Origin of the sequence: Chryseobacterium sediminis (assembly GCF_008386505.1) — a bacterium.
Lineage (GTDB): Bacteria > Bacteroidota > Bacteroidia > Flavobacteriales > Weeksellaceae > Chryseobacterium > Chryseobacterium sediminis.
In genome coordinates this window covers 348,749-375,242 of sequence record NZ_VUNZ01000004.1, presented here as the reverse complement: position 1 = coordinate 375,242, position 26,494 = coordinate 348,749, and the positions used below count along the sequence as shown (strand labels likewise).

General features: G+C 35.7%; 23 protein-coding genes. 5 read left to right on the top strand and 18 right to left on the bottom strand.

All coding sequences use genetic code 11. From position 1 onward, the window contains the following. Positions 1 to 58 precede the first annotated feature (58 nt). The 13 genes from tssD (FW780_RS19810) to tssO form a co-directional block, all read right to left on the bottom strand. Entirely contained in the window at positions 59 to 466 is a 408-nt protein-coding gene (gene tssD, locus FW780_RS19810) for a type VI secretion system tube protein TssD (RefSeq protein ID WP_149835340.1), read from the bottom strand. A gap of 468 nt (positions 467 to 934) precedes the next feature. After that, positions 935 to 1,351 (bottom strand): type VI secretion system tube protein TssD, encoded by a 417-nt coding sequence (gene tssD / locus FW780_RS19805; protein ID WP_149388303.1) that lies wholly within the window; start codon positions 1,349 to 1,351, stop codon positions 935 to 937. A gap of 352 nt (positions 1,352 to 1,703) precedes the next feature. Next, on the bottom strand, positions 1,704 to 2,570 hold the full coding sequence (locus tag FW780_RS19800) for a lytic transglycosylase domain-containing protein (RefSeq protein ID WP_149835339.1): 867 nt from the start codon (positions 2,568 to 2,570) through the stop codon (positions 1,704 to 1,706). 58 nt (positions 2,571 to 2,628) lie between these two features. Beyond that, entirely contained in the window at positions 2,629 to 5,124 is a 2,496-nt protein-coding gene (locus tag FW780_RS19795) for an ATP-dependent Clp protease ATP-binding subunit (protein ID WP_149835338.1), read from the bottom strand. Positions 5,125 to 5,386: 262 nt separating this feature from the next. Beyond that, entirely contained in the window at positions 5,387 to 6,058 is a 672-nt protein-coding gene (locus tag FW780_RS19790; RefSeq protein ID WP_149835337.1) for a hypothetical protein, read from the bottom strand. 117 nt (positions 6,059 to 6,175) lie between these two features. Beyond that, a complete protein-coding gene (locus FW780_RS19785; protein WP_149835336.1) occupies positions 6,176 to 7,354 on the bottom strand; it encodes a hypothetical protein in 1,179 nt (392 codons plus the stop codon). A 70-nt stretch (positions 7,355 to 7,424) separates the two neighbouring features. Continuing rightward, a complete protein-coding gene (locus tag FW780_RS19780) occupies positions 7,425 to 9,272 on the bottom strand; it encodes a hypothetical protein (RefSeq protein WP_149835335.1) in 1,848 nt (615 codons plus the stop codon). Positions 9,273 to 9,281: 9 nt separating this feature from the next. Further along, positions 9,282 to 11,210, bottom strand: coding sequence for a type VI secretion system Vgr family protein (locus FW780_RS19775; RefSeq protein ID WP_149835334.1), 1,929 nt, complete (start codon positions 11,208 to 11,210; stop codon positions 9,282 to 9,284). Positions 11,211 to 11,373: 163 nt separating this feature from the next. Continuing rightward, positions 11,374 to 11,781 carry a type VI secretion system tube protein TssD gene (gene tssD / locus FW780_RS19770; RefSeq protein WP_149835333.1) on the bottom strand — a complete coding sequence of 136 codons (408 nt, stop codon included), beginning with the start codon at positions 11,779 to 11,781 and terminating at the stop codon, positions 11,374 to 11,376. Between the two features lie 401 nt (positions 11,782 to 12,182). After that, positions 12,183 to 14,588 (bottom strand): type VI secretion system protein TssR domain-containing protein, encoded by a 2,406-nt coding sequence (gene tssR / locus FW780_RS19765; RefSeq protein WP_149835332.1) that lies wholly within the window; start codon positions 14,586 to 14,588, stop codon positions 12,183 to 12,185. A 47-nt stretch (positions 14,589 to 14,635) separates the two neighbouring features. Continuing rightward, the gene (locus tag FW780_RS19760; protein ID WP_149835331.1) at positions 14,636 to 15,547 is read right to left on the bottom strand and encodes a PKD domain-containing protein; all 912 of its coding nucleotides are present in this window, start codon (positions 15,545 to 15,547) and stop codon (positions 14,636 to 14,638) included. 48 nt (positions 15,548 to 15,595) lie between these two features. Continuing rightward, complete coding sequence (locus FW780_RS19755) at positions 15,596 to 16,120, bottom strand: type VI secretion system transmembrane protein TssO (protein ID WP_149835330.1); 525 nt, start codon at positions 16,118 to 16,120, stop codon at positions 15,596 to 15,598. A gap of 11 nt (positions 16,121 to 16,131) precedes the next feature. After that, positions 16,132 to 16,668 (bottom strand): type VI secretion system TssO, encoded by a 537-nt coding sequence (gene tssO / locus FW780_RS19750; RefSeq protein WP_149835329.1) that lies wholly within the window; start codon positions 16,666 to 16,668, stop codon positions 16,132 to 16,134. 179 nt (positions 16,669 to 16,847) lie between these two features. On the opposite strand from tssO, the gene FW780_RS19745 reads away from it, so the two are divergent. The 5 genes from FW780_RS19745 to FW780_RS19725 all read left to right on the top strand — a co-directional run bounded on the left by FW780_RS19745 (position 16,848) and on the right by FW780_RS19725 (position 21,561). Continuing rightward, the gene (locus tag FW780_RS19745) at positions 16,848 to 17,519 is read left to right on the top strand and encodes a response regulator transcription factor (RefSeq protein WP_149835328.1); all 672 of its coding nucleotides are present in this window, start codon (positions 16,848 to 16,850) and stop codon (positions 17,517 to 17,519) included. A 319-nt stretch (positions 17,520 to 17,838) separates the two neighbouring features. Further along, entirely contained in the window at positions 17,839 to 18,129 is a 291-nt protein-coding gene (locus tag FW780_RS19740) for an HU family DNA-binding protein (protein WP_002984212.1), read from the top strand. 368 nt (positions 18,130 to 18,497) lie between these two features. Then, on the top strand, positions 18,498 to 20,057 hold the full coding sequence (locus FW780_RS19735; protein ID WP_149835327.1) for an Rne/Rng family ribonuclease: 1,560 nt from the start codon (positions 18,498 to 18,500) through the stop codon (positions 20,055 to 20,057). A gap of 172 nt (positions 20,058 to 20,229) precedes the next feature. Continuing rightward, a complete protein-coding gene (locus FW780_RS19730; RefSeq protein ID WP_149835326.1) occupies positions 20,230 to 20,697 on the top strand; it encodes an OsmC family protein in 468 nt (155 codons plus the stop codon). A gap of 213 nt (positions 20,698 to 20,910) precedes the next feature. Then, on the top strand, positions 20,911 to 21,561 hold the full coding sequence (locus tag FW780_RS19725) for a response regulator transcription factor (RefSeq protein WP_241676950.1): 651 nt from the start codon (positions 20,911 to 20,913) through the stop codon (positions 21,559 to 21,561). 371 nt (positions 21,562 to 21,932) lie between these two features. On the opposite strand, the gene FW780_RS19720 is transcribed toward FW780_RS19725, so the two are convergent. From FW780_RS19720 to FW780_RS19700, 5 genes are read right to left on the bottom strand one after another with little or no spacing between them, the layout of a single operon-like run. Continuing rightward, complete coding sequence (locus tag FW780_RS19720; RefSeq protein WP_149835325.1) at positions 21,933 to 23,444, bottom strand: carboxypeptidase-like regulatory domain-containing protein; 1,512 nt, start codon at positions 23,442 to 23,444, stop codon at positions 21,933 to 21,935. A gap of 11 nt (positions 23,445 to 23,455) precedes the next feature. Continuing rightward, positions 23,456 to 24,820, bottom strand: coding sequence for a CsgG/HfaB family protein (locus FW780_RS19715; RefSeq protein ID WP_149835324.1), 1,365 nt, complete (start codon positions 24,818 to 24,820; stop codon positions 23,456 to 23,458). A 24-nt stretch (positions 24,821 to 24,844) separates the two neighbouring features. Next, positions 24,845 to 25,255 (bottom strand): curli production assembly/transport component CsgF, encoded by a 411-nt coding sequence (locus tag FW780_RS19710; protein WP_077414270.1) that lies wholly within the window; start codon positions 25,253 to 25,255, stop codon positions 24,845 to 24,847. An 11-nt stretch (positions 25,256 to 25,266) separates the two neighbouring features. After that, a complete protein-coding gene (locus FW780_RS19705; protein ID WP_228460185.1) occupies positions 25,267 to 26,001 on the bottom strand; it encodes a curli production assembly/transport protein CsgE in 735 nt (244 codons plus the stop codon). Between the two features lie 7 nt (positions 26,002 to 26,008). Next, entirely contained in the window at positions 26,009 to 26,407 is a 399-nt protein-coding gene (locus FW780_RS19700; RefSeq protein ID WP_149835323.1) for a hypothetical protein, read from the bottom strand. Between the last annotated feature and the right edge of the window lie 87 nt (positions 26,408 to 26,494).

Sequence of the window (26,494 nt, the reverse complement as noted above, 5' to 3'; positions counted from 1 at the left end):
ATAAAAAAACAGCATACCCATGGGTATGCTGTTCCTCTTTTCTTTAAATTGTATTGGATTATTTACCTGGCCATAATCCAGCATATTGAGAAGTACCGTAGTCAATAGTTTCGGCACTTACTACAAAACTGATCAACATACTGTTGCTGTCTATTGCGTCGAATTCTACTTCGTGCTGAATTACATATCCGTTCTCCCATTTCAAAGTAATTAATGTTCCTTCTTCGTGAGATTTGTTGAATGTAATTTCTCCTACTGTTGGCTTGTATTTACCGTTTAACAAGCTTTCAAGGATGTCTGACTTTTCAGTAGCTTCTACCGTAACCTTGATTAATGCATTAGAAGGATCTGATGCTACACGTCCTGATACGTCTGTAGATCTTGATACACTGTAATTCATTTTTAACAGTTTCTGTCCTTCACCGTTGTTGAATTTTAAGATTCCTCTTGAATTTCTTTCTGCCATGATTGTAAATTTTAATCGTTAGTAATAAATTGTTATTCAATAATTATATAACAAAGATAGCTCCCTTGGTTTTGAAAAAAAAGCATTTCAACAGAAATATGAAAAAGTGTAGTAATTATACGATTTGGTGTCGTAGTTCTACGATTTCATGTCGTAATTCTACGACAATAGACTTAAAAACAAGCATAACACATTATAAATAAACCTATTAAACATCATAAAGAAATAAGAAAAACTTATTAAATACTACACCAATAAGAGAAATAATGTATTAAAAAGATTGCTTTACAGGAAATCAAAATTGTTCTATTTATTCACAATAGATATGTACAGGTTGGGACTACAAAATCCTATTATCTCATTACGCTTTTCGTAAACGGTTTGATCTATATAAAAAAACAGAACAGTATACTCGGATGAGTGTACTGTTCTGTACCAATTTTATTTTTACTAAGATGATGAATAGGCTTAATTAGTCCCTGCTGAAGGCCATAGTCCAGCGTACTGAGAAGTACCGTAGTCAATGGTTTCAGCGCTTATTACAAAGCTGATCAGCATACTGTTGCTATCTACTGCATCGAAGTCTACTTCGTGCTGGATTACGTATCCGTTCTCCCAGTTCAAAGTGATTAATGTTCCTTCTTCGTGAGATTTGTTGAAAGTGATTTCTCCTTTTGTAGGCTTGTATTTACCGTTTAACAAGCTTTCAAGGATGTCAGATTTTTCAGTAGCTTCTACAGTTACTTTGATCAATGCGTTAGAAGGGTCTGATGCTACACGTCCTGATACGTCTGTAGATCTGGATACACTGTAATTCATTTTTAACAGCTTCTGTCCTTCTCCTCCGTTGAATTTTAAGATTCCTCTTGAATTTCTTTCTGCCATGATTGTAAATTTTGATCGTTAATATTTTGTGATTCGGTGATTTGTTTAGCAAAGATAGAGGCTCTTTATTGCTAAAAAAAACTTTTCAATATAAATCTGAAAAATTGTAGTAGTTCTACGATTTCTTGTCGTAATTCTACGATATTGGATTTAACAAACCCATTCAAAATACCATCAACAAAGGATTTCAACTTATTGAAAAACAATAATAAAAATAAAAATTTTCCACCTGAGTGAGAAATATTAAGATTCCTTTAATATAAAGTTGGCCTTTTTTTAACACATCAATCTTTCATATAAAAAAATAGCAACCAGCCCAAACCGGTTGCCATTTTATTTGTATTTAAATTATTTACTGCTGAGTACTTGCTCCTTCTTTGATGGAACGGACCAATATTTTATTTTTTCTCAAGAGAAAATCTGGCATCAGATCGACCGGAAGATAGAAAGGACTTTCTCCTTTTTTCTGCAGTTCTTCCACGATACCGGGATTCCAGGTGAGGATTTTATCCATATCTACCTTAAGTTCATCAGCAACAACTTTCAGGTTGAATCCGGCATTGATCTCCGTTTCTGAAAGCGCAGCAGTCATCACTCTTCTGTTTCCGTCCTCAAAGAAAATCTTGTTGATTCTTGAAGAATTGTAGTTACTTAAAACACTCTGAAGTTCTCCGGTAGCATAGCATGCATTGAGGTATTTCTTCACATGGTTAATGGTTTCACCAGGAAGGTATTTGGAAAATTCGTGATATTGAGTGGAGCCTGCAGCTTCCATGGCTTTGGCAATATTTCCTTCACCGCAGTTATAAGCTGCTACAACGGTTACCCAATTGTTATATTTCTTATAGAGATTTGCTAATGAGATAACAGCTGTTTTCGTACTTTTATAAACATCGGTACGGTTTTGCTCCGTAAGTCCATATTGGTTAGCATGGGCAGTCATCAGCTGCCATATTCCTACTGCTCCGGCTCCGGAAGTGATATTTCTGTCGAAATGAGATTCTATCAGCGCAAGGTTTCTCAAATGCTTGGGAAGCCCTTTCTGAAGAAGTAGCTGTTCAATAAATTCTACAAGGTCTTTATTGGCATTAATGATGCCCTTATATTTTCTCACACTGCTTTCGGAAGTATCAGAAGCAGCAAGAAACTGTCCGTTTACACCAATAACAGCACCTAATAATAGTAAGCCTGTAAAAATATTTCTGACAATGGTTTTCATTTTATTTGTATTTATAAGCAAAAAGGCAAATGTATTTTTTTGCCCTTTCGCTTCCTAATTAATCTACTTTCCAGCTTGTTTTTTCTTCGTCTTTATTCCAATCTACATGAATGGTCTGGCCGGATTTTACTTCTTCTCTAACAATCATTTTAGAGATTGGTCTGGCAAGCTGGGCACGGATTACTCCAGAAATCTGTCTTGCTCCATATTTGCTGCTGAATCCTCCTAATGCAAGGTTTCTTACTGCATCATCACTTATTTTTAAAGCAATTCCCAATCTTGTTAATGAAGTGTGAAGTGATTTCAACTGAATATTAAAGATTCTTTCTGCAATAGATTCTGTAATCGGTGCAAAAGGAATGATCTCTGTAATTCTTGCTAAAAACTCAGGTCTGAATCGTCCTGAATTTGACATAATCTGCATCAGTGAAGATGATTCCGGAATTTTTCCTTCTTCAAACTGTTTTACAATTTCTTCACTTCCGATATTGGAGGTAAATAAGATCAATGCATTGCTGAAATCTCCTTCTTTACCCAATTTATCGTGTACTTTTCCTTCGTCCATAATCTGAAGGAATACATCAAAAACTGAATGGTGAGCTTTTTCAATTTCGTCAAATAAAACAACGGTATAGGGTTGCTGTCTGATTTTATTAACAAGCATACCTCCTTCTTCATATCCTACGTATCCCGGAGGCGCTCCGTATAGTAAGGCTGCAGAATGTTCTTCTTTAAATTCTGACATATCAAAACGCACCATCGCCTTTTCATCATTAAAAAGTAATTCTGCCATTGATTTTGCCAGCTCTGTTTTACCGGTTCCGGTAGGTCCCAGAAGGAAGAATGACCCGATAGGCTGTCCTGGCTTATTTAATCCGCTTCGGTTTTCAACAATAGCATCGGAGAGGATTTTTAATGCATGATCCTGTCCTACTACTCTGTTCAGCAGAAGAGATTCCATATTCAGGAGTTTTTCCTTTTCCTGGGCCTGAATCTTCCCGATTGGAATATTGGTTTTAGCAGCCATTACAGCGGCAAGCTCAAGTCTGTCTACTTTTTCTCTTTTTTTGGCGGCATGATGTAGAAGCTCTGCATAAGTATCTTCAATGATTTTCTGAATCTGATCTACCGGCATAGAATTGTCAATGGCAGGCTGCTCACTTAAAGAACCCCAAAGAATTGGGCTTATTTTATCTCTTAGAAGATTGTAAGTCCAGATCAATTCGTCTGCTTTATCTTTGGTGTCTGCATATTCTTCTGTTAAAATAGCATCATAGCTTTCTTTCCAGCTGTTGAGTTCTTTTTCTGACAATTCATCAAGCATTTTGATGGCTGCCATTGTTCTGTCTAATAAATCAATAGCGGCATCGGGTAATTTTTTACCTTTTGCATATCTTTTAGCCAGACGTACACATTCCGGAATCGCAGTTTTTTCAACTTCAATACCATGGTGTTTTTTGTAACCATCAAGAAGTACATCAATCATTTTTACGCAGGTCTTTTCATCCGGCTCATGCACGGTTAAAACCTCAAAACGACGGTTGAAAGCCTGTTCCGGCTCTATAATTTTTCTGTATTCTTCCTGTGTTGTAGCTCCAATTACGGTAATTTCACCTCGGGCAAGCTCGGGCTTCAAAAGGTTGGCAACGTTTCCAATGCTTCCTTTGGGGTCTAAAAGGGTATGAATCTCATCAATGAAAAGAATGGCTTTTTCAATTTTCTTACATTCATTGATTACTTTTTTCAGACGGTCTTCAATTTCACCTTTATAAGAGGTTCCGGCTAGTAATGCTCCGGTGTCCAGTTCTAAAAGGGTTCCGTTTTTAAGCATTTCGGGAACGTTTCCTTTGATGATTTCAGTAGCAAACCCTTCTACCAATGCTGTTTTTCCTACTCCAGGTTCACCGATGATAATTACATTCGGTTTGCTTCTGCGGCAAAGAATTTCTACCAGCATTCTGAGTTCTTTATCTCTACCGATGATATTTTCAATTTCTCCTTTTCTTGCCTGTGCCGTTCTGTCTACACAATAGCTTTTAATGGAAGGAAATGAAGAATCTGAATAGTCTGCACCATTTGAAAACAATGATGAGAAATCACCATCTTCTGAAACGGTAAACGGTGTATCTTTTCTATATAGATTGAAAATCTCATGTTCTCTCAGCGGAAGTGATTTCAGCTGCTGAAGTGAGAATACAACCTGTGGTTTTACAATGGCTGTAAGGAGACAGATAGGAGTAATTTCATCCAGTCCTAATTTTAAGCGGATGTCATCAGCTTCTTCTACAAGGGTATCTATCGCATCATCCTGACCTACTTCATCGGGAAGATGATTTGTTTTAGGGTATTCTTCAATGCGGACGTCTGCCCATTCATAGAAATAACCGGGGTCTTTATCTATACTTTTCAGAAATTCATTAAGTCCGATATCTTTATGCATTAAAGCCTGCAGAATATGCGGGCCTCCATAGGTTCCATTATAATTTTCCTTCGCTATCGACTGAGCAATGTGAAATAATTGCTTTACGGTTTCGTTGGTTACTAGTACTCCCATTTATAATTTTCTTATATTAATATATTTGCGTTCTGTTTTACGATGCAGATTTGATGGTATTGTCTGTATTTTTCATCCCTTTCCGTAAGAGAATCAAAAGTCCTTCTTTTTGTGTAGCTAAAATTAATTATTTTATTCTAAACGATATAAAGATAGTTAATTCTTCAATTAGAGAAGTAACAACGGTGTTTTTTTGTTTTTACACCTGATTCTGGTGGTTGAATCTTATAACAAATTTCCATTCTAAGTCTTCTTTTTACTTTTAAATATTCAAAAAGTATAATAAAATCAAACTGATCCACTGCAGTCCGATGTAGATATAAAATAACATCGCTGATGGTTCTGCCAGTTCATGCAATTTTTCAATCAATGTAGTTTTGATAATTTCGGAAAAGTCTGCATTCTCATCTCCCAGGTTCAGTTCGTCGAATTTTATTTTATTTAAAGCATAGCCTAAAATTCGTTTAAGTATTTTGTTTTCTGAACTGTTTCTAAACTCATTCAGGAGCTTTACTTTAGCGATTGCAAAATCAGCACTTGTACGAATTACTGTTGGCTGTTTCGCTTTAAAAATCCCAATTACTTTATCTATAAACGGCACTACAATAGTTTTGGAATGATCCTGAAGGAGTTTACTGATCACTACAGACATTGCATATTTTGAAGCAAAAACAATGGTTAAAAACGGAGCAATAATCATCAACAAATAAAATATAACTGCCGAAACAGGCTTCGCTTTAATTGTCGTTATTAAAAATGCAACAGCTCCTGTATGTCCCAATGACGGGCCTAAACGATCAGACAAAATATAAATTCCCAGGATCAGGGTAACAATGGTGGAAATAAGTCCTATTGCATAAATTTTAAATATACTGAGGACGAATGCTGCGGATAGTTTGGATAAATATTTTAAGTGATCCGTGATTTTGTTCATTGAGGTTTGAGGTTATTTAGTTTAAGGTGCTTTTACAAAAAGCAGGTTTTGTATTGATCATTTTTAATAATCAGACATTATTTAAAACCGTTGTAAGATATTCATTTTTAGAGAAGCTTAATAATAAAACACTTGCACTTCTGAGCTATTTTTTTTGGTATTACTAATTTCTTTCTGAGTTATCCTTCCGTTATTGTCCAGTATAAACTTAATTTTTTCCGAATCGACAAGTTCTTTATTTATTTCTGTTTTTCCATTCTTAAACTGGTTGGAAAAATTATAGGTATTGATTTCAGTATGAATTGCACTTGTCTCATATTGATATTTTTTTTCAATTTCTGACAGTGGTGTTTCAGATTCTTCTTTAAATTTCTTCCAGGCTAATGCTTTCTGTTGTTCTACAGATATTGGGGTCCATTTTTTATCTGCAAGAACCGAAGCATTTACAATATTATATTCATACTTGTTCTCTCCCGTAATCTGATCTTTATTATAGGTGTAAGTTGTCTTCGTAAAATGATTTACCCATTTTTTCGCATCCCCTTTATCTGAAATTCCGTAATATTCAACAATATTCATAAGAGTATCACTTGTCGGGTCGTACTGAAATTCAACAACATGATTTTCATTTTCAGTGTATTTTCTTACTATTTGTCCTTTACTGCCATATCGATAGTGCAAAGTATAAGTTTCATTTTTTACCACTTTACCGTTAGGTGCTATTATTTTTTCTTTTATGTTTTCTACCAGAATATTATCATTTTTATCATAAGAAAATTCTCTTTCCGACTGTATATCTCTGGTATTCTTCTTTTGAGAAATGAGTCTTCCGTTTTCATCATATATATTCTCCAATAAGATTTTATCAATCATTTTATCTTCAGCTATCCGCAATAACTGACCATACTTATTGTAGTGATACAGATATTTGTTTTTGGCATCCGGAAGATTTTTTTCGATACTTTTAACGAGCCCAAGCTCATTAAATTCTATAAGTGTAAAGAAATCACCTCCTGCCGTTCCGCTTCTTCCAATAGGATATTTATAAAAAGTAGAATACTTTTTGGGTAAAAAATATTTGAAATGATTAATCTCCAACAGATCATCCGTATTCAGAAACATTGAATACTTTATATCAAAAACATGCGATTTCAGATCAACTTTCGCATACCTTTCATGCAGTTTGCCGGGTAGATAAAACAATACCAGATCTCCATTTTTCTCATAAGCACTCTTCTGGTTGGGGTACAGTTCTCTGGTGCTGAACTTTTCAACCTCTTTATTATATTCCTGCATATTTTGACTATTTGAATGACAACTTATTACTATGCCAATAAAAACTAACATCTTAAAGATGATGGACTTCTTATTTTTCAGTTTCATTTTTTTTCAATTTATCTATTGCTTTCATATCATCCGAGTCTTTATGAATCCTATCCCATTGCCATTTCCAAAAAGTGATCAATACATCTCCATAAATATAATCCATTACATTTTCTGTTTTTCCTTGCTTGAAGAGATGCCCTGCTTTTACAAAATCTTCAAAAAATCCTGCAAATTTATTTGATCCCGAATCAGGAAAAGAATGGGCCAGACCCAACGAGTGTGCTACTTCATGAGGAATGGTTATCCAATCCTTTTTTGCCATAATTGCTGGTCCTACGATCACATTATCTGCACCGGCCATTATGCTTTCAGATTTACCAAATAAATCATCAATATCAAAAGGAACAAAAAATACAATGGTATCTTCATAACCGGGATTATTTTCCCTGTATATTTTTTCCAAATAGTTTTGCACATATCCTGCATCTCCTTTATCAGAAAATATTCCGTCTTCCATCAATTCCCAGCTTGCACCATTTTTTTTCAAATACAGATCATCATCCATATTATCAAAATCTGCCTCCAGATACTCTTCTTTATCTATTTTGAAGTGGCTTAATGTTTGAGAGAAAGTATCTTTAATTTTTTGTTCATAAGTTTTGAGAAATGAACTGCTAAACTTAGTTTCTAACGTATTAAATTCATAAGTGTTCAGTTCTTGGTTTATTTTTAATCTCGCTTTATTCTGAATATCAATTTTAAGAATAGCTTCATTTTTCTCAACAATTTTTTTCTGTAATGTTTCTTCACTGCTGCTGAACCAGCCTGTTTTACCACTTTGCACCTCCGCCAATTCGGCTTCAAGTTCGGCTTTTTGTTTCTGGAGCTTCTGTTGTCTTTTAATAATATCTTTATCTTCGAAATAATCAGGTAAGGAAGTGCCGTTTCTTTTTGACAGATATATTTTTTCATCATATCCGTCCACTTTGATCCAGCCTTTAAAGTGAACTTTTACATAACGGACATTCAAATCATATTCTATACTGTTATTGTAAACATTAAGCATTCCCATCAATTCACCTGCGGTGATATAAATGGTTGGCATTGAATCTACTTTTTTTCCTGCAGCCTTATCTTCTTTCCATTGTTTTTCTTCAGCTTTTTCTTCTTCAGACTTTTTATGAAATGTAATGATTATACATGTACTTTCCGCAATATAATCTAAAAATGTAATTTTAATATTTTTACTGAACTGTTTTGGAGTACTTTCTGATATTTCAAAGCTGCTGCCCCCTTCATCTGTAAATTCTATTTCTATCTCTTTGGCATCACTGTCTATATCTATTCTTCCTTCTACAGGTTCTTCAATATTGAAAAATACATCAAGTTCATAGCTCTTGCTACTGCCCGATCCGTCTTTTGCAAAACCAGAAAACCAGGGAACAAAATAGGGTTTCCCATTGATATTCAACCCTGATTTTCCACTATTGGAACCTACGTTAATATAACCAAACTCTCCCAAAGAAATATGTTTTAAATGGGGAGCATATTCTTTTTTAAGGCTGTCAACCCCATCCAGCACCAGGTTTTCATAATTAAACGGCTCACTATACGTTGTCTCGTAGTTTTCTCCTGCATACCAATCAAAGCCAAAGTCTGGTTGAGCAGAATAATTGCTTTTCCTCCGGAAAATGGCCAGTCCTTTTATTGAATTTTTAACTTTTCTTTCATCCCCAGGAGGATTGTCATAAGTAACTCCTTGCTGATCACCTTTTTGTTTTATAAATTTTGAAGCGAAATTACTGATAAAGTTTCCGGCATTATTTTCAATCTCCTGGGTTGATAATTCAGATATCTTTCCACCTGCTATTTCTGTAATATTTCCCATGATATCAAATTAATAGTTAGCTCCTTTTTCTCCGCTATTATTTTTTACTTCTTTCTGGGCATTATGATGAATCGTACCTTCAGCAGAAATAACTTCTATATCTTTACTTGCGTTTCTTTTCACATTTGTAGACTCAGAAGAAATATCTCCTTTTGCCACTTTCAAAATATTAGCAGCCATTAAAGAATAATCCAACACAGCATTCTGCATCATCATTCCTCCGGCGGTACTCATATGATTTACTCCTGCCCCTTCTGTAATATTTAATCCTGCTGTAGATGTAATATTCTCTGAAGCACTTATATTTATATTTTTTGCATTAATATTAATCGTTTCCGGTGCTGTAATATTAATATTGCTTCCGGTAGTATCCAAATGAATCTCATTACCGCTTTTATCTGTAATAATGATACTCTCATCTTCTGTGAAAACAATTCTGTGGCCGCTTCTCGTTTGGATAGACTTTACGCGGTTGTCTGCACCTCCCCCAAGACCTATTCCGCCATGAAACATTCCTCCCATCACAAAAGGTCTGTCAGGGTGGCTGTGAACAAAATTGACCATCACCTGGTCTCCTACTTCAGGAATAGCTACATACCCACGGTTTTGAGTTATCTGATCTGTTCCTCCCGCATCAGGGCTCATGACGCGGACAAAGTGGGTGGTATCATTCATCTGCCAGTCAAATCTCACCTGAACTCTTCCCTGCCCCTCCGGATCGGTATTTGAAATTACGGTTGCAATCTGTGGTTGTGCAGCAGGTACATTAAATTCCGGTTTAGGTAAAAAACCAGTATCTGCTGCAATAGATTCAAAAGTTCCTGAATAATGTCCGATGGTATCAATTTCATGAACAGCTTCTGTTACCATCACTTTGGTAAAATATGACGTTTCATTGCTGTCCGGCTTTCTCATGTGAATATCCACAATACATCCCGGATGTAAAAACGGAACTGTTGTAGATCCGGAAACGGAAAATACATTTACCGCTTCGCTTCCTGAAGTACTTCTTTGGGAGTGTTCTACATCCAGATGAGTTGTCGCTTTAATAGGTGCTATCTGAAGTGCCGGAGTTTTATATATTTTATCGTTATGACTGTATGCAGTATTGGCAAGATCGCCCAAATGACTTACAGGAGTTTCTCCGGAAGTCAGTTTTTCGTTTTTACTGCTGTTGTAGCCGTAGTATTGAGGTTTTGTATGTACAGCTTTTAGCTCTACTTTTACATGATCTGCATTGCTTCCGTAAAGCAGTTTGATAGGTTTATTCTGTGGAGGAAGTTTTCCGAAGTGCAGTACCTCTCCATCATAATAAAATTGTTCTCCATAAGCTTCTGCCATCCTTGCCAGATAATTGTAATGGGTTTCATTATATTGGCTGCTGTAAATGATCTGGGAATAATCGTTTGTATCAATCCTTATATCAAATCGTTCTTTATCAATTCCCTGTTTGATTACTTCTTCAGCTATAATTCCCATATTGACAGATTGTCCGCCGCCAAAACTCTGGATATGCGGGGCTCCGTCCAGTAAAATTGTCGGGCTGTATCCGGAAAGCACAATATTTCCAAGACTCATTTTCTCCTGGCTGAATCCTACTTTGGTAATGATCCCGACAAAGTTTCTTTCGGGACTTTTCTCAATATCTTTGTAAGAAATAACGGCAGTAAGGCGTTTTCCCAAAAATTTATTAGCTTCTTCAAGGGTGTGGCTCTGTCTGTCTCCCAATGCATCATGGGCAAGAGTAAGACTGAACTCGTGGTGGTGGCTAGCTTTTTGTTTAAGAGTGAAATGTTTATAGTACTTAATAATTTTACCTTCCACAACCAGTGACAATTTAACCAGTCGGTTGATTCCTGCATGATGATTCTCGGATATTCCGTCTGCATTTTGTGACGGACGGAAAGAAGATCCTTTTGTCTTTGATTCGGTTTTCATATGCTTTGTGTTTGTATTAAAGATAACAATATTTTATATAACAGAGATTATATAAGTATGTTAGAGTAAAATTTTCTGGTATAAGTTTTCATTCAGGCAAAAAAAGACCGCCTTAAATAGGGACAGTCTTTTTTCTTATGAATGTTGATAATGTGTGTAAATTTTAGCTTGACGGCCAAAGTCCAGCGTACTGAGATGTACCATAGTCAATAGTTTCAGCACTTACTACAAAGCTGATCAGCATGCTATTACTGTCTATTGCATCAAAATCAACCTGATGCTGAATTACATATCCGTTCTGCCAGTTCAAAGTAATCAGTGTTCCTTCTTCGTGAGATTTGTTGAAAGTGATTTCTCCTACTGTAGGTTTGTATTTACCATTTAGCAAACTTTCAAGAATATCAGATTTCTCAGTAGCCTCTACTGTTACTTTGATAAGTGCATTAGAAGGATCTGATGCTACACGTCCTGATACATCTGTAGATCTGGATACGCTGTAGTTCATTTTTAACAGCTTCTGTCCTTCACCGTTGTTGAATTTTAAGATTCCTCTTGAATTTCTTTCGGCCATGATTAGTAAATTTTAATCGTTAGTAATATTTTGTGATTCGGTGATTGTTTAGCAAATATAGAGGCTCTTTTTCGCTAAAAAAAACTTTTCAATATAAATCTGAGAAATTGTAGTAGTTCTACGATTTCTTGTCGTAATTCTACGACAATAGATTTACACACAACATCACAACACCCATCAATACAGTACTTTAAATTAAATCCCAATTTTAAGATAAAAAATAGTTTTACACCATAAAGAGAGATAAATGAGAAATTAAAGGTGAATTATGACTTGTCAATTCGCTTTTCTGTGAATTTTGAATTCAAAGTTTAAGTGTTTCAAACTTTTTACTTCCTGTGTCTGGACACAAAAAAAGCAGAAGTGTGTACTCCTGCTTTTGATATGATAAAAATAAATTCTTAGTGCTTCGTATATTCCGGTTGTTCTGTCGGAATTCTTGACGGTGTAAAGTATTCATTAAGCCAGTAGAAAGTCTGCCCGTTCTGCTGAATTTTTACAGCCGGGTTGTTTCTGTTGGCAAGCATTCTGTCTGCTAGATTTTTGTAGTGGTAGAAATAATTTTTTACAGTTTCGCTAGGAACAATTTTCGATTTTTTCCAGCCTTTCAGTTTGTATTTAGCCATCAGCTCTTCTTCAGAAAGATCAAAACCTGTACTCATTCCAATAGCGTAAGACATTGGCTGCTCGTAAAGAGCGCCTTTATCCAGGAATTTTATAGTAGGGTTATATTTCTTCAGCAGCTTCACATATTCTTTCACTGCTTTCGCCTGATTAAAGCTTGGACGGTCTGCCTCAGTATTTCTGTATACTTCGGTATAGAAAGCTTTTAAGTTATCATATTCCGATTCCGAGATAAGAATTCCTTTTTCTATTCCCGGAGTAAAATCTTTCAGATCTTTTGGAATATATCCTTTTACAAGGAATGGGCTTCCATAGTTGATCAACTGTGCCGCAATTCCTGCAGAAACCGGATTGGTAAGTCCCGGATAAAGATATTTGTATTTCACATCAACGTCTGTTTTTCCAGCACCTACTGATGAGTGGAAATATTCATTAAGTGATTTATCAATATTCTGGTTGTCTAAAGTAACCTGTGAAATAAGGCTGTCAACAGACTTTTTCAGGAATCCTGGCGTTGTAATATCACCTTTTTTCGGGAAGATCACAAACCCTTGAGACATACTCTGTTTAGGGTAAGCCAACGAGAAGAATCCGGCATCACCTTCTACCAGACTGAAGTTATTCTTTGTAAGAACATCATATTGGTTGATGATCTTTTGTTTTTTAAGTTCAGCAATATTTTTGGCCGTATTGGTAACAACATTTTCTGCCATCAATACGAAATCGTTGTAAGTATCTGAAGATCTTGCACTCGTCTGGAACATAATCAGTCTTGCCTGAGCCTGAGTAAGTGAACTGATCACACTGTACATATTTCCACTTTGGTTGGCAGAAGTTCCCACAGTGACTACAATATTGGTTTCATCAGGTACGTTTGAAAGAAGGTTCCCTGCTGCAGTAAGAGCTTCACCTACCGGCTGATACCCGTTATTGCTAGCACAATTCATCTCATTCGTCTTCTGATCAATAAACGCTGTCATTTTGCTGTAGTCTGCACTTAAGTTGGATACAGAAATATTTTCCCCGCAAGGATTATTTTTGTACAACACCACTCCATATTTAACATTGCTAAAATAAGATGGTTTTTCAAATCTAAGCTGAAGATCCTGTAGTAATGATTTTACAATAGGTGCATAAGGTGCATTTCCTGCACTTACATCCAATGCGAAAACGATATTGATATTTTTATCTCTTTCTGTAATCTCTCTGTAACGGTCAAAATAAATAGGCTCACCCAATACATTTGATACAAAATTTTTGCTGTAATCTAAAATATTGGTAAAATATTTTGTTTTTGAATCCGGAGTTGGAGCTTGTTCCAATGGAAGATTTACAGGAAAAATATTCTCAAGCTGCGTTCTTTTGTTAACGTCTGTAAGAAGAATTGCTTTTTTATTTTCAGCATCTGATCCTGATCCTCCCGGGTATCCTTCATAGATACCTAAAGCAGAGTCATTGATTCCTGTTGTATTTTTCAGTTTTATGGCAGAACGTTCTCCCCAACTGGAAATCACGTTAGAACTTACCCATCCGTAAAGACCTTTACCGATGCTGTCTATATCAATTGAAGGTTTTTTACCTACCAAAAATCGCTTGTTGTTTTCAGCCTGTTTGTAGACATATACAATTTGTCCGTTTGGAATTTTTACATTAGCTGTTTCTATAAGACTTGGTGAATTAAACACCATAATAGAGTCATTTTTATAGTATCTTTCGGCATTTCTGATAACTTCGCTGTTACTTGGCACTACGGCTACTCTTACAGGATATCCTGTTTTTTCGCTTTTTAAAGCATTGTTCCAGAGAAGAAGGTCAGATTCAGGAATCCATCCGTATGTTTTGATGGATTTTGATGAAACTTTTTTCATTAAAGCATCCGGAACATATTCCGCTACTTTTACCATTCCGTCTCTATGTTTTAAAACCATTAAAGGTTCAAGGAATTTTACTTCTTTGTAAGATTTTTCATCATCTTTATCCAGATAAGCCGTATTTCTCGATCTGTCTGAAATAACGATCCATGGCGCTGACTTTTTAGGATAACCGTTAACGACAGGGGAAGCGTCCACCTGCCCGTACTGTGACGGTTCCGGGGTTTTCTTTGACGGCAGTTTTACCTGGCAACTCGTCAATAATACTGATAACCCTATATAATATGCTGCTTGAGGAAATTTATTTTTCATCCTATTTTATCTTTAATGATTGGCGCATCCGTAAAAACCGGATGATATTATTTGCTTTGGTTGATTTCTACTTTAGTTACACACTCCTGTTTATCATCAAGGTTCACTTTCACAGTCTGAATCACCGTGTTTTTGTCAAACTGAAGACCTGCACAATACATGTAGAAATTGTTTACTTTGCTGTCATTTACCTTTACTACTGTATTTTCATTGTTACACAGATAGGTTTTCAACAAGTAGTTGTAATGCATATTGAAACTGTTTCCATTTGCAATCTGCTGCAGGTGATATTTGAAATCACTATCTACCCTTGCGTAAGAATCTTCTACTGAGACTTCCTCTTCTGCAAGAGCATCATAAGCTGGAAGGATCTTGATATGGTGATAAATAGGTTCCTGACTTTCTTCAGTATACAGTGTTACCACATAGTCTCCGGGCTTTTTGTAAGAATAGATTGCAAACTTATCTTTAGAATCTGTATTTCCTGTTTCTCCGAATTTCCATGCAAATACTTTTGCTTCAGAAATGGCACGGAAAGATACACTTTCATTTTGCATAGCCTGAGCTGCTGCTTCGATAGTAGTTGTAGTTTTTGCAGTATCTTTTGCTTTCTGAACGCTTCTTGCGCTTACCATTACAGGGAAAGATTTCGTATACTTATTGTCAACGATCAAACTTACCTGATAGTACCCCGGTTTATTATAGAAGTGAATCCCACTGTTTTTATCTGAAGTAGTACCGTCTCCGAAATTCCATCTTTTGGTTTTCGCAAACTGGGTCTTATCTTCGAATAAAAGCGTGTCTCCTACCGCCAGTGAAGACGGATAAACCACCCCAACAATATCATCGGCTGAATGGATAACTTTTTTCTGCAGCCATAGAGCAACTAATGCTGCGATGAGCAAAGTTGCAACAACACCGATAATAATGTTTTTCTTGTTCTTTTGAAAATAATTCATAGTTAATAATTGTGATGTGTTTTATGTAAAGTTCCTAGTATTTATTGCTTATTGTACCCTCGCTTTCAGGTCCTGCTCACGCTGATAAAGCTTATTTTGCTTATCCTTAAATCCGATTCTGCATTCATCCACCTGTTTCTGAAAAACTTTAATGTCTTCTGAGGTGGTTGAAATAACTTTTTTGTCATCAAAGTACATTTTATAGAATTTTGCAATCTGAGGATAGGCATCTTTTCGGATATCAACGACATCCGTATTGCTAAAATAGCTGTTAAGGTCATTAACCCCCAGCTGAATATTATTTTCTACAAAAGGCTGTGGACCGTCATCGGTAAGTTTTGTGATCATCGTATAAGTACTGTCCATGATCGGGATAACAATTTTTTGATGATGCTCGAATTCAGCTTTCTGTTCAAGATTCTGAATCCCTCTTACATCTTCATCAGAAAATGGAGATACAAATCCTTTTAAAAAGATTACTCCCAAAAATAACATAGCAGTCACAAGCATCAGTATTAAATAAAAAAACTGATAATGCCTTTCTTTCTTCGATAATGTGATTTGTCCTTGCATATCTTTTCTTTTTATCTTCTTCTTCTACTTCCTGTGAAATTTCTTGTAGGGTCTTTTCTAAGCTCGTTATTGGTTACTTTTATTTTACCCATACATTCATCAAGATCCCTTAAAACGGTTTTCTTCTTATATTCCACTTCAATGATCTTAGCCTTTAAAGTCATCATAGGCCCTATTTGCTTCATCAGTATAGCATAGTGTTTAAAGCTCTGCGCACTGTCTTTGCCCATAATATTTTTGGCATCTCTCACATTATCCATAATGCTGGTTCTGAGGAATACGTCATTCTCCACCTTATTAATACTAAGCTGGTTCATTTTGTCATAAATATCATCAATGTGATCTTTCAGCACGTCGCTTCGAAGCATCAGTTCTTTATAGGCTTCAGCATCCCGACTGATCCCTTCACGTTGTATGTCATAACTCTTAAAGAAGAGAAATAAGCACGCAAAAGTTACAACCGACAAAACGACAAAAGACAGAATAAACTTCCAAATGCCTATTCTGACGTCAGATTTGTTTAATTTTTTTTCCCTGTTAGAAGACATAATTTGCGATTTGTTTGGCCTGTGAAAGTATGAAAAAAAAAATTTATGCACAATACGTAATTTCCCCAGGCCTGATTCGTGAAAACCCTGATTAAATTAATATTAATTTTCACTTTGATAAGTTTTTCATAAATTAGACCTCTAAATTTCAAATATCATTCGCCAAATCGATATTAAGAATGAGTAAAATATTATCTAATACCGTACGTTTTTCTATTGCTGACAGTGATTTTTATTTTAAAAAAATAATGATCAAAACACTCATGGAGAATCCTTTCTATATGCTTCTGAATGACTGTAACAATGGACACGAGCTGGTAAACAGAATCTACAGGAGGCAGGAAGATGTGTTCATCATTGAGTTATTTATGCCCGTTTTAAGCGGAATTGAAGCAATCAAATATATCCGGAAAAACAACTCTGAAACACCTATCATTACCTATTCCGGCACTTATCAGGAAGATATGGCTGAAATTCTTTCAAAAATTCCTAATATCTATTACTGTCAGAAAAAAAGCACAATTATAAAAGATATTATCAAGGGAAGCATTGCTTCTGAAGACTTTGACTATCAGGCATATTCCAAAGAATGGGAGCAGCAGCCACTTGCGGTACAGGAATATATGGACAGGCAGAAAAAAGGCCAGGAAGAGCTTTCTCCAGCTGAAATACAGCTGATGAGATTCTGCTATGAGGGATTCAGCAATAAAGAAATTGCAGAAAAACTTAACCTGAGTACAAGAACTATTGACACTTATATCAACCGGCTTACAGAAAAGCTGGGACTGAAAACCAAGCTTCACCTTATACGTTTCTGCGTAGAAAACGGATATTACAATTCCAGTTTATAAAAATTCTGATTTCAGATTTAAAATTTAAAATTCCTGATTACTGATAGAGATTGAGGAGGGTTTACAAATACACCATATAAAGTAAGAAAAACCCTGCAGAAGCTATCGCTATCGGCATTTATTAAATTTTGTTCATTATTTTTTTTGTACCTTTATACCGCTAGATTATTTTATTGTTAAATTATTGCTACCCTGCCTTAATATAGTATATACATTAAAAGCTCAACAGTTTGAATAAAAATATTTTGCCACTAATTTGCTAGTATTCAATTTTTTTAACTAAATTTGCACACCTAAAATTTAAAATTAAAATAAGGAAATGACAAAGGCAGAATTGGTAAACACCATCTCAAATAAGTTGGGAACAGAAAAGAATGAAACACAGAAAGTTGTAGAAGCTTTTATGCAGGAGATCAGAACTTCTATGTATAATGGGGATAACGTTTATCTAAGAGGTTTTGGATCTTTTATCATTAAAACAAGAGCTGCTAAAACAGGAAGAAATATTTCTAAAAACACTGCAATTGAGATTCCTGCTCATAACATTCCTGCTTTCAAACCTTCAAAATCTTTTGTTGAGAAAGTAAAAACTAAAGTTGCAGTAAAATAAGAACATTAACTGAATATTAACTAGTTACTAAAAAATTAAAATTATGCCAAGCGGAAAGAAAAGAAAAAGACACAAGGTTGCGACTCACAAAAGAAAGAAAAGAAGAAGAGCAAACAGACATAAGAAAAAATAATCTCCTCTTCTCGAGATTTACAATATAATAATATAGTTGGTGGTTTTTAGTTTCTAAAGTTCACTGACTATATTTTTGTTTGCAACTATAAGATTCCTCGGAAAAACGGAGGGTTTCAAATATTATTTTAACAAACATATAATGGTTTTCATTCAAAATCATTATATTTAATAGATGAATTAATCGAGAAAAACATCCACTTCCTATAATCTTAACAATTTTATCTTAATAAAAAATGAAGAAAGAACTAATAGTTTCGCATGAAGATGATCTTACAAAGATTGCATTACTGGAAGACGGAAGACTATGTGAACTTCATGAGCAAGAGGACAAAAGCGATTTTATAGTTGGAGATCTGTTTATAGGAAAAGTAAAAAAACTAGCACCCAATCTGAATGCAGCATTCGTAAATATCGGATATGACAAGGATGCATTTCTGCATTATCAGGATCTGGGACCTCAGTATCTTACATACAGAAAGTTTTTAAAAGATACTATTTCTAAAAAACAAAGCACTTCAAGCTTAAAGAATTTCGAGATACAACCCGAAATAGACAAAAACGGAACGGTAGATAAAGTGATCGCCAAGGATGATATCGTTCTGCTGCAAATCACTAAAGAGCCCATTTCTACAAAAGGCCCAAGAATTTCTACCCAAATCTCTCTGACAGGACGTTTTCTGGTTCTGATCCCTTTCGACAATAAAGTTTCTATTTCTAAAAAGATCCGAAGCTTTGAAGAAAAGGAAAGACTGAGAACTCTTATCGACAGCATTAAACCTGAAGGTTTCGGAGTTATCATCAGAACAGTAGCCGAAGGAAAAAAAGTAGCGGATCTTCACAATGATATGAACCAACTGGTTCAGAAATGGGAAAGCACTTTTAAAAATATCCAGAGAAATAAAGTTCCGTCCAAAGTTTTAAGCGAAGAAGACAAAGCTTCAGCTATTTTAAGAGACAATTTTAATCAGGATTTCGTCAATATCATCTGCGATGATGAGCAAATGGTAAACGAAATGAAAAATTACGTGGAAGTAATTGCTCCTGAAAAGAAAAATATTGTCCAGTTTTATGATTCCCATATTCCTCTTCTGGAATATTACAATGTTGAAAAACAGCTTAAACAGAGCTTCGGAAAGCACGTTAACATTCCAAGTTCCAAAGGCGCCTATCTTGTTATTGAACACACAGAAGCACTTCACGTCGTTGACGTCAACTCCGGTAACAATATTACCACCGGAACTGCTGTCAATAAAGAACATGCACTGAAAGTGAACAAAATGGCTGCTACTGAAATCGCAAGACAACTTCGCCTCCGCGATATGGGAGGGATCATCGTTATAGATTTCATAGACATGCCGAATTCTGATCACAGAAGAGATCTCTACGAGCATCTGAAAGAGGAAATGAAACGCGACAAAGCACGCCACAAAATCCTCCCTCCAAGTAAATTTGGACTGATCCAGATTACCAGACAAAGAAACCGTCCGGAAAAACAGATCGATACCAAAGAAGAAAACCCGAACAAAGACGGAGAAATTGTAGCTCCTATTGTTATCGTGGAAAGAATGGGTGAAACCTTAAGAAACATCCTGCAGAAAGAAAAAGGAAAAATCTACCTGCATGTACACCCGTTTGTGGAAGCCTACCTTACCAAAGGCATTAAAAGTATCCAAATGAAATGGTTTATCAAATACAAAAAATGGGTAACCATCGTTCCAAGAGATTCTTTTAAATATTTAGAATACAAAATCTACAATGCCAAAAAAGAAGAATTAATAGAATTCTCTAATTAAAAAATTTAAAACCTTCAGTTGTACTGAAGGTTTTTTTATTATCTTTTCTCATTATATATTTTGGCTAAAGCCAACCCCAATTGAATTTTAACAACAAAATCTTTTATCTTTTATCTTTTATCTTTTATCTTTTATCTTTTATCTTTTATCTTTTATCTTTTATCTTTTATCTATGAAAAACCACCATTACAAAATCAACATCCAATGGACAGGAAACCAGGGAACAGGCACCAGCGGATATAGAGACTATGAAAGAAGCCACAGGATTTCAGCAGAAAACAAAGTTGTTATAGAAGGTTCATCGGATCCGGCATTTCGTGGTGACAGAACAAAACATAATCCGGAAGAAATGCTTTTATCTTCTCTTTCCTCCTGTCATATGCTTTGGTATCTGCACTTTTGCTCTGAAGCCGGTATTATTGTAACAGAATACACTGATGAAGCTACTGGTATAATGGAAGAAACAAGCAGCGGAAGCGGCCATTTTACGGAAGTAACCTTGCATCCTAAAGTAACAGTTGCTGAAGAATCAATGGTTGAAAAAGCAGAACAGCTTCATCATAAAGCAAACGAATATTGCTTCATTGCCAACTCGGTTAATTTTCCGGTAAAGCATATCCCTACCACGTTAGTTAAATAGTACCACATCTGAAATTAAATTCCGAAAACAACGATGAACATTATGTTTTAACAGTAATAACTCTAAAAAACTCCACTTAAAGAGAATTATTTAATAAAAAATCAATAAAAATAATGTTTTACCATCAATAAAAATATAATAATTTTAAAATATATGCCAATTTTATTCAAAATGTAAAGTTTTTTTACTATTTTTATATAAACAAAACAGACCATGATGAAACCAAGATTGACCATTTTTGATGAACCCATGCTGTATACAGAGGGATTATCAAGACTGCTTACACAAAGCAAAATTTTTAGTACCATTGACATTTGTAATTCTTTAGAAACCCTCTCCAAACACTTAAAAGAAGAACCATCAGAAATGCTTGTCATGAGTTCCAACATGCTTATGCTTACAGAAATCTGCAAGTTGGTAGAAAGTATTATTTCTCAACATAAAAACACCAAAATCATCGTCATAGGAAGCTCTTATGACGTGATAGATATGCGAAAACTCTTCAACAAAGGCATAAAAGGATATCTGGACAAAAACTGTACATATGATGAGTTCCTGAAATCCATTAATGTTTTACTCCTTAATGAAATCTATATCTGTGATCATGCAAAGGAAAGAATGATGAATTTCATCAGCAGCGAACAGGGAAAACAAAGCCCGCACATCAAAGAACCACTCACCCGCCGTGAAATGGAAATCCTTAAACTGATCTGCGACGGATGCAGCAGTAAAGATATCTCTGAAAAACTCTTTATCAGTATCAATACGGTAGAAACACACCGAAAAAGAATTCTTTTGAAACTCAATGCGAAAAACTCAGTCGGAATTGTAAAATATGCTATTGAGAATCATATTATCGACTGAAATTCTCCCATGAAAAACTCAAAAAATTCCAAACTTTATAGTCTGGAATTTTTTTATGCCTGAATTTGTTCTTGTTGTTAAAATCAGGCGCAACTTATTATTAATCCTTATTCATTGCAAGATCATCAGAAGTGAGACATAGAGATCAGAAATTGAGCTATGAAAAAGCTTATATAACTTTGACTTTATTGTTTATCTGCAAACAACCCAAATTTCTAATCCCTGACTCACAACTTGGAACTTTAAACTAAACTTTAAAACCCTGGACATTTAATATCATTAGCCTACTTGTCTTCAAAGCCAGTCATTAAATAATGAAAAGTGGCTAAACAAGATTAAGCTTTGAACTTAAAAACATTAAACCTTGAACCTTATTCATAATCCGGCATCTCCCCGTTGCTGAAAAGCGCTGTTCGGGTAAGATCCGTCAAACTACTGTTGAGATCAATGACCATTACATTTCTTTGCGAAATATTATCATTGGAGGTGTTCATAAAAATGATCTGTGCATTATTTGGTGAGAATCTTGGGTCAAGATCATTGGTTCCCATCACTTTTTCGCTTTCGGCGGAAATATCACTTATGACATCTGTGACAAGATTGTAAATGAAAATATGTGAATCCAGCTGTCGGTAGTTTCCGCTACCGTCCAGATATCCTGAGACATCACGGGTAAAGAGAAGAAGCTGCCCGTCTACGGAGAAATTCAGCCCGCCACTGGCTCCCGGAGAACCGGACAAAACAGTTTTAAGGACGCTTCCTGTCATGTCTATAACATAAACTTTGGTGTTATAACCGTTATAGTCATTAGTTTTCAATGCTATTTTACTACCATCATAGCTCCAGTCGCATTCGGATATCATACTTCCGTCAGGAGTAGTATATACCAGACTCAGACCGCTGCCGTCTTTATTGATCCTGTATAATTTATTAAAGTTAGAATAAATAAGCTCCTTACCGTTTGTACTCCAGGCAAAATCCATTTCATAATTATTAAAACCTGCTACAGCAACAGTAGTTACTTTAAAAGGATTGGAACCGTCAGGATTGGCTGTATAAATATGGGTACTTCCGCCTTCTGTACGAAGGAAAGCAATGAGGCCTGCATTATTGTTCTTACGTGGTCGCCAGCTATTATAGGAAGAACTGGTAAACTGGAAGTTATTTCCCTGATCATCACTGGAGATAATTACAAAGTTTCCATTCTGCTTTTGAGTATAATGATACCTGTTGGCCGGTACCGTATTGGTGGTAAATTTACTGATAGAGCTTAAAACTGGCTGGTGAATGCCGTCCGAAACAGACACCTGCCAGAAGTAACTTACACCAAACTTCAGATTTGAAAGCGTATAATGGTTAGCTGTCAAATCATTAACCTGAATCACATTAGTGTCAAGATTATTTTTAATTGCCAAACTGTATTTTAAAACATCCGCTGTATCCGGATCTGTTGCGCTCCAGGTTAATTCGACGCTCAAAGGTTGATTTACTGCGTTATCTATCGGACTTAGCAACTGTGGCGTGGCGGGAGGAGAATTCAATGATGTATCATCATCCATTTCAAAAACTGCCGTTACCACTTGATTTTGATTTTGTATATTGACAGACTGAAAGCTGGTAATATATCCTGAAAGCTCTGCTTTTACAGAATAATTTCCTACCGGCATGCCTGCTATTTCAAAAGAACCGTCTGTACCACTGAAAACCGTCTGTGTTGTAGGATTGGTAAAGATCTTCACATTGGAAAGCGGCACATTACTGCCTCTTTTTACGACTTTTCCTTTTAATGTTCCTGTTTGAGCCTGTTCTACAAGGTCTTCATTGCATGAAAACAGACAAAAAGCTAAGATGAATATGCTGAGTATTTTAATTAAAGTTTTCATAATTCGTGTTTTTATTTGTTTCCGAAGTAAAAGTTGATTCCTATACCGAAGCGTAAAGCCTGATCTTTTCTTTTTCCGTTGACAAGGCCTTCCCAGTCATCTTTGAAGCCCAGATCGTATTGAGCTGAGGCCCTCAGTGAAACATTCCGACTGATCATATATTCCAGACCTCCCCCGAATTGTGCTTTATATTGAGGTTTGTATTTCGAGTACATAGCCCCTGCTCCACCATAAACGTATGGACTGAATCTGTATTTAGGAAAAAGCACATATTCAAGATTCACTTCGGGACCGAAATAGTTTCTTTTTACAATATTTGAATTTTCCAGCGTAAAATAACTGGCATTCAGTTCTAAATTCAGGTAGGGAGTAAGAAAATATTTGAATCCTATTTTGCCTCCAACGTTCATTTTAGGACCTACATAATCATCTTTCACTTTCTGCCCTTCAACATTAGCAAATATGGAAACTTTCTGTCTGTAGTTCTCCGGATATTTGCCGCCCACTGCTCTTCCGTCATTTTGCTCCTGTTCTCTGTTATATTCATTGATTAAAGTCTGGTATCCTCCATTGGAATCTACTGCTTTTCCCCATATTTTATCTCTTATTCCTTCTACAATAAGAGATTTTACCGCTTTTTCAATAGCCTCGGTTACAGCAAGCTGAACGGGTTCATTTTGGGTAAGTCCAACCTCAGCTTCCAGAAGTCTTTCTGTATCAATATATCTGAAAAAACTTCCGTTTACGCTGGTTGAAAGAATGGTTTTAGAGGTATAAACTGTTTTAAGAATTTCTCCATTAAGGGTAGAGACAGCACGAAGGTAAATAGTAATTCTATCCTGGCGATATTGTGTGGAAGCACCGATTCCGAAATACCTTGCTCCAAGTCCTCCGGTGAGAATATTGCTGTCATAGGAGATTACGCCGCCTTCAAGAAGAATTCCGGCATATAAAAGAGGAGGAAGTGCCTGACTGTTTTTATCTGCATCCTTTATATATTCCTGTCTTGTGGAACGGATGATTTGTCTTTCATTGAGAAGATTGGCAATGTTTTCCCTTTCAATAGGGATAAACCAATGGCTGTCTTCTAATGCCTTGATAAGAATGGTAGTAGTTCCCTGAGGGACTGCCGTACTCCAGTTGTTTCCGTTTTCGGAAGGTTTGTACTGGCCGGTCTGGTCTCGGAATTTGTAGACCCCTATTACAATTTTTTCTTTGGGAAGGGGAAGATTTTTCAATTCTGCGGTAGAGGAAGTAACCTCACCCATTGTTGGTTTTTCGGGATCCGAAGGTAAACCAAATATTGAACTACAAGCCTGCAGAATGCATAGCAGGAAACTACAGAAAAAGATTCTGGTGTAAGTGTAGGTTGTCATGGTAAGTTTATTTTTAGTTATTTCCTATTTCGGAATTACGATCTCGGACTGATCGCCATTGCTGGTATCCAAAATATTGATTAAAAGTCCCTGATTAGTATTGGTAATCTGTAAGTAAAGCGATCCGAAAAGGTAATTTCCCGGCTTTATATTTCCATCACCAAACTGTTCATCAAACAGTTTTCTTGAAAGTTCACTGAGAATTTGTCTGTTGAGACTCTGGGTAAAGCTGTCAAGAGAATTTACACGATCCAGCAGATCGCTGAAATCATTTTTTTCATCAAATTGATTTTGTGCATTAGCAGAGCTTAAAAGCCACTGATAATTAAACGTATCTCCTCCAAAAGCCGGATTCACCGGTTTGTAGACGAGCTGCTGAGATTTTCCGTAGAAAATACCCGCAATAAAGGTCAAAATAATGATAAAGGTTTTCATGGCGGACATTTTTAGTAGATAAATTCATTTTTTATAAGGTTTTTCTTGGCATTAAATTCTTTGATATATTTTAAGCTGTAGACCAGCTGTTCTTTTAAATAATCTTCCGCAGGATTGGTCATAAAACTGTAAATAATTTTATCCTCAATCTGAATATTGATCTGGCCGCTTGTTCCGCGAAGAGGAAGTTCTGTAATCGTAACGGCACTGCTGCTTTTATCCGGAAGCTGGCTGTATTGCATGTAAAACAGATCATAAAAATCTTTTCCAACCTTGGTTTTGGTTTCATCAATAGTAAGCCCTCTCAGTTCATAAGCCGCATCCTCTTCTACTTTTGCTGTTTTCTTTTTAAAAAGATCACTGTTAAGCTCCAGACTGTCTTTGGCGACCAGTTTTTGGGTTTCTTCATCCCTGATATAAAGAAAAGCTTTCAAGGCATCTTTAGATTCAAGATTGACACTGATCTCCGATAGTATTTTGACTTCATTGGGATTAACAGAAAATTTGCCACTCTGCTGATTGTTTGAAAGATTCCCGCCGTTTCCTTTTTTAATAGAAACCAAAAGGTAATTCAGCTCCTTATAAACGGTAGTATTATTCATTACAATTGCTTTCAGTATAATCTGATTTTCAAGGAGGCTGCTCTCTATTCTTGCATTTACTTTTTTATCTTCCTGTCCATAAGTCCATACAGACAGGAAGCTAAAAAATGTGCTCAGGCTAAGGGAATATAAAAGTTTCATCATTTGTATTTTAATAGTTTCTCATGAAAACTGTTTTATTGTCTCCCTTTACATTGATCTGAATTCCATCCGAAATACTGTTGCTTCCCGTGACATCAATAATATTATTGTTTCCTTGTGCGGTAATGGCAGCTTTAGTTTCTTTATCTGTAAATGAATTGATAAAATAAAGCGTATTAAAGTCTCCCAGTTGTTTTACGGCAATATTAGTTCTGGCATTAAGAGAAAGCTCGGCATTGTTATAATCACCCATCTGAATGATATTGGTACCGTATGAAGTCTGATCAATCTGCTGCCTGGCTATAAGATTAAAGATTGTATTGCTGTTGATCTTATCCCAGTCTATTTCCTGTGCCTGCAATGGCAATATTATGAAAAGAGCAAAAACACTCCATCTTAAAGTAAACATGGCCTCTACGTGTTAAAGATACTGTCACAAACAAAGAAAACCGGAGGTAAAAAAGGAGAAACCCTGTAGTTTCTCCTTTACAATTTC